Annotated in this window: 10 protein-coding genes; all 10 read left to right on the top strand. The window is 67.2% G+C overall.

The window, feature by feature from the left end:
- The first annotated feature begins 16 nt into the window (after window positions 1-16).
- The 10 genes from AC13GI_RS16035 to AC13GI_RS15990 all read left to right on the top strand — a co-directional run bounded on the left by AC13GI_RS16035 (window position 17) and on the right by AC13GI_RS15990 (window position 11,651).
- On the top strand, window positions 17-2,593 hold the full coding sequence (locus AC13GI_RS16035) for a TonB-dependent receptor plug domain-containing protein (RefSeq protein WP_482996804.1): 2,577 nt from the start codon (window positions 17-19) through the stop codon (window positions 2,591-2,593).
- A 52-nt stretch (window positions 2,594-2,645) separates the two neighbouring features.
- The gene (gene msuE, locus AC13GI_RS16030) at window positions 2,646-3,227 is read left to right on the top strand and encodes an FMN reductase (RefSeq protein ID WP_482996803.1); all 582 of its coding nucleotides are present in this window, start codon (window positions 2,646-2,648) and stop codon (window positions 3,225-3,227) included.
- Window positions 3,228-3,230: 3 nt separating this feature from the next.
- A complete protein-coding gene (locus tag AC13GI_RS16025) occupies window positions 3,231-4,256 on the top strand; it encodes an LLM class flavin-dependent oxidoreductase (protein ID WP_482996802.1) in 1,026 nt (341 codons plus the stop codon).
- Window positions 4,257-4,422: 166 nt separating this feature from the next.
- Entirely contained in the window at window positions 4,423-4,785 is a 363-nt protein-coding gene (locus AC13GI_RS16020) for a DUF3088 family protein (RefSeq protein WP_191078940.1), read from the top strand.
- Window positions 4,786-4,799: 14 nt separating this feature from the next.
- Window positions 4,800-5,777 (top strand): LLM class flavin-dependent oxidoreductase, encoded by a 978-nt coding sequence (locus AC13GI_RS16015; protein WP_251477910.1) that lies wholly within the window; start codon window positions 4,800-4,802, stop codon window positions 5,775-5,777.
- Between the two features lie 16 nt (window positions 5,778-5,793).
- Complete coding sequence (locus AC13GI_RS16010; RefSeq protein WP_482996801.1) at window positions 5,794-7,137, top strand: LLM class flavin-dependent oxidoreductase; 1,344 nt, start codon at window positions 5,794-5,796, stop codon at window positions 7,135-7,137.
- A 4-nt stretch (window positions 7,138-7,141) separates the two neighbouring features.
- The gene (locus tag AC13GI_RS16005; RefSeq protein WP_482996800.1) at window positions 7,142-8,362 is read left to right on the top strand and encodes a M20 aminoacylase family protein; all 1,221 of its coding nucleotides are present in this window, start codon (window positions 7,142-7,144) and stop codon (window positions 8,360-8,362) included.
- Window positions 8,359-8,919: a GNAT family N-acetyltransferase gene (locus AC13GI_RS16000; RefSeq protein WP_099821299.1), complete on the top strand. Its 561-nt coding sequence runs from the start codon at window positions 8,359-8,361 to the stop codon at window positions 8,917-8,919. The genes AC13GI_RS16005 and AC13GI_RS16000 overlap by 4 nt, the downstream gene beginning before the upstream one ends.
- Window positions 8,916-10,658 carry an amino acid ABC transporter permease/ATP-binding protein gene (locus AC13GI_RS15995; protein ID WP_482996799.1) on the top strand — a complete coding sequence of 581 codons (1,743 nt, stop codon included), beginning with the start codon at window positions 8,916-8,918 and terminating at the stop codon, window positions 10,656-10,658. The genes AC13GI_RS16000 and AC13GI_RS15995 overlap by 4 nt, the downstream gene beginning before the upstream one ends.
- Before the next feature lie 18 nt (window positions 10,659-10,676).
- The gene (locus AC13GI_RS15990) at window positions 10,677-11,651 is read left to right on the top strand and encodes an ABC transporter substrate-binding protein (RefSeq protein ID WP_099821301.1); all 975 of its coding nucleotides are present in this window, start codon (window positions 10,677-10,679) and stop codon (window positions 11,649-11,651) included.
- Window positions 11,652-11,664: the final 13 nt, after the last annotated feature.

The raw sequence follows: 11,664 nt of genomic DNA, 5'->3' as shown, positions 1-11,664 counted from the left end.
ACCCCCACGAGCCCCCATGCCTGCTGCCCATATTCCTGCGCTGTCCACGCTCTCCCTTCTGATTGCGGCCGCCCTGGCCGCTGCCCCGGCGTATGCGGCTGATGCCGATGCGCCGTCGGCGACCACTGCCACTTCTGCGAACCTTGCCGCGTCCACGCTGGATGCGGTGGTGGTGACCGGCTCGCGAACCAGTACGCGCACAGTGAAAAACAGTTCGACACCGATCGACGTGGTATCGGCTGAAGACCTGGCGGCTACCGGCCAGGCCAATCTGCTTGAAGCCCTGCAGCGCAGCCTGCCATCGCTGAGCCAGATTGGTGGCTATCAAAGTGACCAGGAAAGCCTGATCCGTGGCTACCAGCTGCGCAACCTGTCGCCGGGTTACACGCTGGTGTTGGTGAACGGCAAGCGCCGCAACGCCAGTGCGTACGTCAGTGGTGCCAACGGCGGCGGCTATCCGGGCCACGCCTGGGCCGATCTGGCGCTGATTCCGGTATCGGCCATCGACCACGTAGAGGTGCTGCGTGATGGCGCATCGGCCATCTACGGTTCGGACGCGATCACCGGGGTGATCAACGTGATCCTGAAATCGCAGGCGCACGGTGGCGATGTGTCGGTGGAGAGCGGGCAGAGCACCGATGGCGACGGCAGCCGCACCAGCGTGCGCGCCAACATCGGTCTGCCCTGGGGCGAGGATGGCTTCATCAACCTGTCCGGTGAGAGCACGCGCCAGCACCATGCGATACGCACGCGGCGCTACATCGATGGCTACCTGAGCTATCCCGCGGTGGACGGCAACGGCAACCTGGTGGCGCTGCGACCGAACAACCGGCTGCCGGCCGGAGCGGCGCCGAACCCGGCCGAGGCCGGACGCGATGCGGAGGCCAACATCATCCTCAGCTCGCCGTCTTATGCGTTGAAGGCCTTCGCGGTGAACGTGGGCCATGGGCTGGGTGAGAACGCGCAGTTCTACGCCAATGCCACCGCCAGCGACCGTACCGCGCAGGCGATCCAGAACTTCCGGCTGCCGGCAACGATCTTCACCACCTACAGAGCGCCGGGCGTGCTGAGCGTGTTTCCCGACGGCTTCCTGCCGGTGCTGGAAACCAAGGAGAAGCAGTACACCGGCACGGCCGGGGTGAAGGGCCAGGTTGCCGGCTGGGACTACGACGTCAGCCTGACCGGCAACCGCAATACGGTACGTACCTACACGCGCAATTCGGTGAACTATTCGCTGCCATACCCCGGCTCGCCCACCGACTTCTACGACGGCAAGCTGGACTACCAGCAGGGCATCGCCAACCTCGACCTGCGTCGCAGCTTCGAGGTGGCGGCCTTCGCATCGCCGCTGGAAGTGAGTGCCGGTGCCGAGTACCAGCACGAGCAGTACGAGCGCGGGGCAGGGCAGTGGGAGTCGTACACCGGCTTCGGTGCAGCCGCCTTCGTAGGTTATTCCACCGCCGATGCGGTGAAGGCCACCCGCAACAGCAAGGCGGTGTACGCAGGTGCGGCGACCAACATCACCTCGCGCTGGTACCTGGATGCGGCCGCGCGCTGGGAAGACCATTCCGACTTCGGCACGGTATCGACCGGTCGGTTGACCACGCGCTTCGACCTCACCGATGCGCTGGGTGTACGTGCCACGGTCAGCAACGGCTTCCACGCGCCGAGCCTGGGGGCGCAGTTCTACCAGGCCACCGGCAGCTGCCCGTGCGGTACAACGCTGGTGGCGCAGGTCGCTTCGCCGGCAGCGGTGGCGCTGGGCGCCACGCCGCTGAAGCCGGAGAAAGCCACCAACTACAGCCTCGGCGTGACCTGGGACCCGAGCCCGGCCTTCCATCTGGCGGTGGATGCGTACCAGATCGACATCCGCGGCCAGCTCGGTCAGTCCAGCCAGATCGGCTACAACGCGCAGGACCCGGCGCGGGTGACCGACAACAGCGGCACGGTGCTGACCGCCGCGCAGAAGAACACGATTGATGCGCTGCTGGGTACGGCCGGCATCAGCATCCTGCCCGGCGATGCGTTCTACGCCAGCTATTTCACCAACGTGGGCGACACCCGCACGCGCGGTGTGGAGCTGACCCTGGAAGCGAACCAGGAAACACAGTGGGGCAAGCTGCGCTGGAGCTATGCGGCCAACGTGGGCCGCACCACCATCCAGAAGGTGAGCGCGATTCCGCAGGCGCTGCAGGGGCTGCCGAACATCAACCTGCTGACCAAGTCGAGCGAGTACGCGCTGCGCTTCCGCACGCCGTCGTACACGCAGGTGGCGGGGCTGGGCTGGCAGAACGGGCGCTGGCGTTCGAACGTGGACTTCACCTACTACGGCCCGATCAAGCGCCTGAACAACGGCGTGGAGTACAAGCAGCCGCCGGTGCTGGTGACCAACCTGTCCGGTGGTGTGGAGTTGGGTGCGGGCTGGAGCGCCGCGCTGGGCATCAACAACCTGTTCGACAAGCGCACCCGCAAGGTGCCCGCGTACGCACGCAGCGCCACCGACGTGGCCAGCATCGAGACCACCTGGGACAGCGGTGATGTGCTGAGCAACGTCGGCACGTTCTGGTACGGGCGCGTCAACTACCGGTTCTGAGGTTCATGCAACACGCAGCCGAGCGTGGCTCGGCGCTACATGGGAGCGTTTCATGTCATCTGCATTGAATGTGGTTGCGTTGATTGGTTCGCCGACGGCGTCGGCCAACTCGCGCACGTTGCTGCTGGTGCGGCATTTGCTGGAAGAGCTGCGCGAGCGGGTCAACATCAGCGTGGAGCTGGTCGAGCTGGCACCGATCGCGCGCTCGCTCGGGCAGGCGCTGCAGCGTAGTGAAGTGGAGCCACAGGTGGAGCGCGCGCTGGCCACGATTGAATCGGCGCAGCTGCTGGTAGCGGCCACGCCGGTGTATCGCGGGTCCTATCCGGGCCTGTTCAAGCACCTTATCGACTTCATCGAGCTGGACGCGCTGGTGGATACACCGGTGCTGCTGGCCGCGACCGGTGGCAGCGAGCGCCACGCGCTGGTGATCGACCATCAGCTGCGGCCGCTTTTCAGCTTCCTGCAGGCGCATACGTTGCCGATCGGGGTGTATGCCACGCCGGCCGACTTCGACGGCGACCAGATCAACAGTACTGCACTGCAGGCGCGCATCCAACTGGCGGCCGAGCGTGCAGCGGGACACGTGGCGCCACTGGCGGCAACGCTGCCGGCGCCGCTGCGCAGGATCGCCTAGGACGTGGCGGTGCAGCTGCGGCACCTGGCGTTCCTCACGCCCGGAAGCTATCTGCCTGAACAACCGCGCGCGGGCCTGGACGCGACGTTGGCGCTGATCGCGTTTGCCGAACAGCTGGGCTATGACGGCGCGTGGGTGCGCCACCGCCACCTGGAGCCGGGCATCAGCTCGGCAGCGGTGTTCCTGGCGGCGGCCAGCCAGCACACCACGCGCATCGAGCTGGGCAGTGCGGTGATCCAGCTGGGCTATGAAACACCGTTCCGTCTGGCCGAGGATCTGTCGTTGCTGGACGCGCTGGCCGGTGGCCGGCTGCAGGTGGGCGTCAGTACCGGCGCGCCGCCACACGGGGAACTGGTTGGGCCACTGTTGTACGACAGCGACCCTGCGCACATCGACTTTTCCCATGGCCGGGTAGCGCGGTTGCTGGAGGCGCTGCGTGGCGAGCCGTTGGGTGCCGCCGACGCCGAGGTCGGCAATGCGGCCACGCGCTATCGTCCGCGACTGCAGCCGCATGCGCCGGGGCTGGTGGACCGGGTCTGGTATGGCGCTGGCTCTCTGCAGTCGGCGCGTTCGGCGGGTGCGCAGGGGCTGCATCTGCTGCTGGGCAACGTCAACCGCGCCGAGCTGAGTGATGACTTCTTCGGTGCCCAGCTGCAGCACCTGCAGGCCTATCGCGCGGCACTGCCGTTGGGCAGCACGCGTCGCGTGGCGGTAGGGCGGGTGCTGGTGCCCACCGAGGATGTGGATGCGGCCACGCGCCAGCGGATCGACGCCTTCAGTGCGCAGCGGCATGCGCGCACTCTGGCGCCGCAAGGGCCACGCCGCACCATGTTCGCGCCCGACGTGGTCGGCAGCACGGCGCAGATCATCGCGCGGTTGCAGGCCGATCCGCTGCTGCAGCAGGTGGACGAGCTTCGCGTGGAGCTGCCCTATGAGCTGCCCGAGCAGGACTACCGGCGCATCCTCACCACGGTGATCGAGGACATCGCGCCGGCGCTGGGTTGGCGCGCGCCCGCGCAAGCGGCGTGATGCTACCAGCGCCCATAACGGCCGGCAGTCTGCTTATTGCCAACCTGCATCTGCATGGCCGGATCCGACCGTGGATTGTCGAGTTCTGGCGCTGGCATCCGGCCTTCCTTCTCTAGCATCAATGTCGAAGCGGCAGTGCATTGCCGGCCCCTACGAGGACGATTCCGTGGCTGTAGACGCAACCCACAAACCCATCCTGTTCCTGCTGGACCGCGAGTTCGAGGACGGCCAGTTGCCCGGACAACGCTTCTTCTGCCGGCACAGCCTGCTGCTGGAAGGTGCGCTGTCGAGCATCGACGGCCTCGACGCGCAACTGGATGTGCGCCGCATCGGCTTCAGCCGGCCGCGCCGCGAGGTGATCGCCGAGATCGGCGAGCAGGACCAGTCGCTGCCGAAGCTGGTGCTGCCGCAGGGCGTGGTCAATGAGTACGCCAGTGGTGAGTACCAGCAGCGCCAGTACATCTCCGGTGCCGAACCGATCCTGGCGGCACTGAACGGCCTGCTGGGCATTCCCGTGGCCCATCCCTGAGCGAGGACGTGACGATGAGCTACCTCACCAGCGTGTTGGACAAGAGCCCGGTGGCCGACGGCAGCACGCCGGAACAGGCGCTGCGCAACAGCCTGCAACTGGCGCAGCGCGCCGAGCAGCTGGGCTATCACCGCTACTGGTTTGCCGAGCACCACGCGGCGCCGACGCTGGCCAGCCCGGCACCGGAAGTGCTGGCGGCGTGGGTGCTGGCGCAGACCCGGCGCATCCGCATCGGCAGTGGCGGGGTGATGCTGCGCCACTACGCACCGTACAAGGTGGCCGAGAACTTCAACCTGCTGGCCGCATTGGCGCCGGGGCGGGTGGATCTGGGCGTGGGCAAGGCACCGGGCGGTCTGCCGGCATCGACTGCCGCATTGGCCGCCGGTCGCCCGGCATTCGCCGATTTCGACCAGCAGCTGCGCGACCTGGAAGGGTATCTGTCCGATGCGCAGGCCGATGCGCAGGCGCGGCCGATTCCGCAGACGGCGCCGGAGCGCTTCCTGCTGGGCGCCAGCCCGCAGAGCGCGCGGCAGGCGGCCGAACTTGGCTGGCGCTTCGTGTATGCCGCGCACTTCGACGGCGACCCGAAACACATCGAGGCCGCCTTCGAGGCATATCGCGCGGTGTCCACGCATGCACCCCTGCTGGCAACCGTGGCCTTCGCCGCGCCCACCAGCGAGGCCGCTGCGCGCCATATCGGCGCGTTGCGGGTCTACAAGCTGCACCTGGGCCCCGGACAGACGGTGAACCTGCCCAGCCCCGAGGCCGCTGCCGAGTACGCACGGCAGGTGGGTGTCACTGACTTCCGCGTCGAAGAAACACGCCCCAGCGTGCTCTCAGGCGACGCGCAGCACGTACGCAGCGAGCTGGATGCGCTGCACCGGCGCTTCGGCGTGGGTGAATTCATCCTCGACGCGCCGGTGGCCGACCTCGACGCACGCCTGACGTCCCTTGAACTGCTGTCGCCCGCACCCCGCGCGGCGGTGGCCTGACTGCTGGAGCGACCCCATGAGCACGACCCCGCGTCCCATCCCGTTCGGCATCATGCTGCAGGGCCCCGGCAGCCATATGCATGCCTGGAAGCATCCGTCCAACGCGCCCGATGCCAGCGTCAACCTGGGCTATTACATCGATATCGCGCGTACCGCCGAGGACAACGGCATCGCCTTCGGCTTCGTTGCTGACGGCCTGTACATCAACGAGAAGTCGATCCCGCATTTCCTCAACCGTTTCGAGCCGATCTCGCTGCTGTCGGCACTGGCGACGGCAACGAAGAAGATCGGTCTGGCCGGCACGCTGTCCACCTCGTACAGCGATCCGTTCACCGTGGCGCGCCAGTTCGCGTCGCTGGACCTGCTCAGTGGTGGCCGCGCCGGCTGGAACGTGGTGACCTCGCCGCTGGAAGGTTCGGGCCGCAACTACGGCCGCCCGCATCCGGAACACGCGCTGCGCTACCAGATTGCCGATGAGTACCTTGAGGTGGTGCAGGGCCTGTGGGATTCGTGGGATGACGATGCATTCGTTCGCGACCGCGACAGCGGCACGTTCTTCGCACCGGAGAAGTTCCGTCGCCTCGACCACAAAGGCCACTTCTTCCAGGTGGAAGGCCCGCTCAACATCCAGCGCTCGCCGCAGGGGCAGCCGGTGATCTTCCAGGCCGGTTCGTCCGACGATGGCATTGCGCTGGCCGGCAAGTTCGCCGATGCGGTGTTCACCCACGCGCCGTCGCTGGAGGAGACCCGTGCGTTCACCCAGAAGGTGAAGAATTCGGCGATCGCCCATGGCCGCAGCGCCGGTGACGTCAAGATCTTCCCGGGCATCGGCCCGATCGTTGGCCGTACGGCGGAAGAAGCCGAGGCCAAGTACCAGGCGATTGCTGCGCTGGCCGGGCTGGATGATGCCTTGGCGTATCTCGGCCGCTTCTTCGACCACCACGACTTCAGCCAGTACGACCCGGACGCGCTGTTCCCGGAGCTGGGCGATATCGGTGCCAATTCCTTCCGCTCCACCACCGACCGCATCAAGCAGGACGCGCGCGAGCAGGGCCTGAGCCTGCGCCAGGTGGCACTGCAGGCAGTGAGCCCGCGGCCGAACTTCATTGGGACGCCGGAGCACGTAGCCGACGAACTGATCCGCTGGTTCGACGCCGGCGCCAGCGATGGCTTCATCCTCGGCTTCGCCGCGCAGCGCGAAGGCCTGGATGATTTCGTAACGCTGGTGTTGCCGCTGCTGGAAGCGCGCGGCTACCACCGCAGCGAGCTCGAAGGACAGACCCTGCGCGACCACCTGGGCCTGCCACGCAAGGCAAGCCGGTATGCGACCGACGCCGAGCCGGCGCGCAAGGTGGGATAAGGCAATGAGCGGAGATACTTCGGTAGCGCCCGGCCATGCCCGGCGGAATGCGCCGGCAACGGGCGTACTGCCCGAGATCGCGGCACGTGCCGACGAGGCCATCGCGATCCGCCATGACCTGCACCAGCACCCGGAACTGGCCTTCGAAGAACACCGCACCAGTGCCCGCGTGGCGGAACTGCTGCAGCAATGGGGCTACGCGGTCAGCACCGGCATCGGTGGCACCGGTGTGGTCGGTACGCTGCAGCGCGGGCAGGGCAGTCGCCGGTTGGGCCTGCGCGCCGACATCGATGCGCTGCCGATCCATGAAGAATCCGGGCTGGCCTATGCCAGCCAGCGCGAAGGGCTGATGCACGCCTGCGGCCACGATGGCCACACCGCCATCCTGCTGTCGGCCGCCCACTACCTGGCGCATCACGGGCGATTCGACGGCACGTTGCAGCTGGTGTTCCAGCCGGCCGAGGAAACCGGGTCAGGTGCTTCGAAGATGATCGCCGATGGCCTGTTCGAACGCTTCCCGGTTGATGCTATCTATGGCCTGCACAACTGGCCGGGCGTACCGGTTGGTCACTTCGGCTTCGTCGACGGACCGGCGATGGCCTCGGTGGACTGGGCGCGGCTGCGGGTGATCGGCAAGGGTGGTCACGGCGCCGAGCCGCAGGGCAGCGTCGACCCGATCCTGGCCGCTGCACACATCATCACCGCGCTGCAGAGCGTGGTGTCGCGCAATGTCGACCCGCGGCAGATGGGTGTGGTCACCGTCGGTTCGATCCACGGTGGGCAGGCCGCCAACGTGATTCCCGATGTGGTTGAGCTGAAGCTGACCGTGCGCGCGTACCTGCCGGAGGTGCGCGATACGCTGCGTCGGCGGGTGACCGACATTGCCGAGCAGACCGCCGCCGCGTTTGGTGCGCGTGCCGAGATCGAATTCCCGCGCGGCTTCCCCAGCGTGATCAATCACCCGGAGCAGACCGCCTACATCCGCGAGGTGGCGGTGCAGGGCTTCGGCGCCGGGCAGGTGGTGGAGTCCTTCGCACCGCGTACCGCCAGCGAGGACTTCGCTTTCCTGCTGCAGGCGCGGCCGGGCAGTTTCGTATTCGTCGGCAACGGCGACAGCGCGCCGCTGCACAGCCCGCGCTATGTGTTCAACGATGCGGCCATCGCCCCGGCGGCCAGCCTGTGGGCGCGCCTGGCCGAGCACTACCTGGTGGAGGACGTGGCATGAGCGTGCGGTACGACAACGATCGCTTTCTGTACACCACGGTGGATGACCCGTTGGCGCGGCCGCTGTTTGACGGCCTGGAACAGGAATACGACAACCGGTACGCGGACGTGCGCCGTCGGATTGGTGGCAGCGCCCGCGAAGAGCTGCAGCGCTATCCTGCGGAGGCCTTCGCGGCCCCGGTGGGTGCGTTCGTGCTGCTGCTGCGCGACGGCGTAGCAATCTCCGGCGGCGCGTTCATGCCGCATCGCGATGAGGATACCGCCGAATTCAAACGCATCTGGACGCTGCCCGGCCTGCGCCGGCAGGGCATCGCCCGCCGCGTATTGCAGGAACTGGAAGACCAGGCCGCGCGGCAGGGCTATCGGCGCGTGTTCCTGACCACCGGCTTCCGCCAGCCGGAGGCGGTTGGCCTGTACCTCAGCCACGGCTACACCGCGCTGTTCGACCTGGATGCTGACCCGGAAACCATCGCGCACCTGCCGTTCGAAAAACAGCTGGTGCGGCAGCCGCAGGTGGGCGTCACGCCCGACATCGCACTGCACGGAGCGGTGGCATGAGCACGCCGTCCACCGCTATCGAGGGCATTCCCCGCCAGCCGGCCGCAACGCTGAAGATCGTGCCGGCGCGGCACCCGCTGCAGGTGATCGGGACGGTGCTGGCACTGGCGCTGATCCTGATCGGACTGCAGTCGGTGCTGGGCAACCCGCGTTGGGGCTGGGGCACGTTCGCCGAATGGTTCTTCGCCCGCCCGGTACTGGAAGGACTGGGGCGGACCTTGCTGCTGACCGCGCTCGGTACCGGCCTCGGCTTCGCGCTGGGCACCCTGCTGGCCCTGGCCCGAGTCTCCGGCTCACCGCTGCTGTCGGCGGTGTCGTGGGGCTACGTGTGGCTGTTCCGTTCGATCCCGCTGCTGGTGCTGTTGCTGCTGCTGAACAACCTGGGCTACCTGTACAGCACCATCGAACTGGGCGTGCCGTTCACCGGCATCAGCCTGTTCTCGTACCCGACCACGCAGTTGATCGGCGTGTTCACTGCGGCGGTACTCGGCCTCACCTTGAACCAGGCGGCGTTTTCGGCGGAAGTGATCCGTGGCGGCATCCTGTCGGTCGACCACGGCCAGTACGAAGCGGCCGCCGCGTTGGGCCTGCCGCGCGGCCGTCAGGTGCGCCGCATCATCCTGCCGCAGGCGATGCGTTCGATCCTGCCGGCGGCGTTCAACGATGTGATCGGGCTGGCCAAGAGCACGTCGGTGGTCTACGTGCTGGCGCTGCCGGAGTTGTTCTATACCGTGCAGGTGATCTACCGCCGCAACCTGGAGGTGGTGCCGCTGCTGATGGTGGCCACGGTCTGGTACCTGGTGATCCTGACGGTGCTGTCGCTGCTGCAACGGCGGGTGGAGCAGCGTTTCGCCCGCGGCCAGCTGCAGCATGAGCGCAACGTGTCGCGGGTACCGTCGACGCCACCGCGTCCCGTAGCGCCGCCCAGCGCACGGGTACCCAGTCGCGCGGCCTTTGCCGTGCCGATCGAGGCGGGCACTGGCGCTGCCGTTTCATTGCAGGGTGTGGGCAAGGCCTTCGGCGAGCAGACGGTGCTGGATGACGTGCATCTGGAGCTGAAGGCCGGCAGCGTGACCGTGTTGATCGGTCCGTCCGGGGCCGGCAAGTCCACGCTGCTGCGGCTGATCAATCATCTTGAACGCGCTGACAGTGGCTTCGTCACCGTGGGCGGCCAGCTGATCGGCTATCGCCGCGACGGCGACACGCTGTACGAGCTGCCGGAAAGCGAGATCCGCCGGCGCCGCGCCGAAGTCGGCATGGTGTTCCAGGGCTTCAACCTGTTCCCGCACATGACCGCGCTGGAGAACATCATCGAAGCGCCCATCGCGGTACGCGGCATTTCGCGGGCCCAGGCCGAGCAGCAGGCGCGCACGCTGCTGGAGCGGGTGGGGTTGGCCGACAAGGCCGATGCCTTCCCACGCCAGCTGTCCGGTGGCCAGCAGCAGCGCGTGGCCATTGCCCGCGCGCTGGCGCTGCAGCCGAAGGTGCTGCTGTTCGACGAGCCCACCTCCGCGCTGGACCCGGAGCTGGTGTCGGAGGTGCTGAGCGTGATCGAGGAACTGGCCAGTTCCGGCACAACGCTGGTGATCGTCACCCACGAACTGGGCTTCGCCCGTCGCGTGGCCGACCACGTAGTGATGATGGACCAGGGCCGGGTGATCGAGCAGGGCACGCCGGACGCGCTGTTTGAACACCCGCGCCAGCAACGCACCGCCGATTTCCTGGCCAAGACCCTGTAACCCCTTTCGAGAAACCCCATGAGCCCAGCATCGCAGCGACGTCCCGCACGCAGCACCCTGTTGATCGTCGGTGTGCTGGTCATAGGCATCGCCGGCATCGTCTACTCGCGCGTACGCCAGGGCCCCGATGGCGTGCCCGTTGCGGCGACATCACTTGCAGCCAGCAACGCGGAGATACTGAAGGGCACGCCCGATCCGAAGGCACAAGCGCTGATTCCGGCCGGCTACCGTTTCGTCACACCGGGTGCGTTCACCATCGCTACCCATCCCGGCCAGCTGCCGTTGGCGGACTACGGTGCCGACAGCAAGGAAGTGGTGGGCGTGGAGCCCGATATCGCACGATTGATCGCAGACGGCCTCGGCCTGAAGCTGGTGGTGGTGCCGGTGGCCTGGGCCGACTGGCCGCTGGGGCTGGAATCGGGCAAGTACGATGCGGTGCTGTCGAACGTGACGGTCACTGAAGAGCGCAAGAAGAAGTTCGATTTCTCCAGCTACCGTTTCGATCTGCTGGGCATCTATACCCGCACCGATGGGCCGATCCAGAAGATCGCCACGCCCGCCGACGTGGCCGGGCTGAAAGTGGTGGTGGGGGCGAGCACCAACCAGGACCAGATCCTGCGCCAATGGGACAAGCAGAACATTGCCGCGGGCCTGAAACCGGTGGAGTACCAGTACTTCGATGACGCGGTGATCGGGCGGCTGGCGGTGATCACCGGTCGCGCGGATGTGTCGTTCGAGCCGAATGCTACCGGCGCCTATTCGGCACGTGATGGCAAGGTGCGCCGGGTCGGCCTGTTCCCGGGCGGCTGGCCGGATGCGGCGGCGATCTCGGTGACCACCCGCAAGGGCAGCGGCCTGGCCGACGCGGTGACCCAGGCACTGAACACCCAGATCAGCAGCGGCACCTACGCGAAGGTGCTGGCGCGCTGGAACGTAGCCGAAGAGGCGGTGCCGCAGTCGCAGACCAATCCGCCGGGGTTGCCGGGGTTTTGATGCAGGCGTGCCA

The organism is Stenotrophomonas sp. 82F1, assembly GCF_056861525.1.
This window is presented reverse-complemented; position numbering and strand designations above follow the sequence as displayed.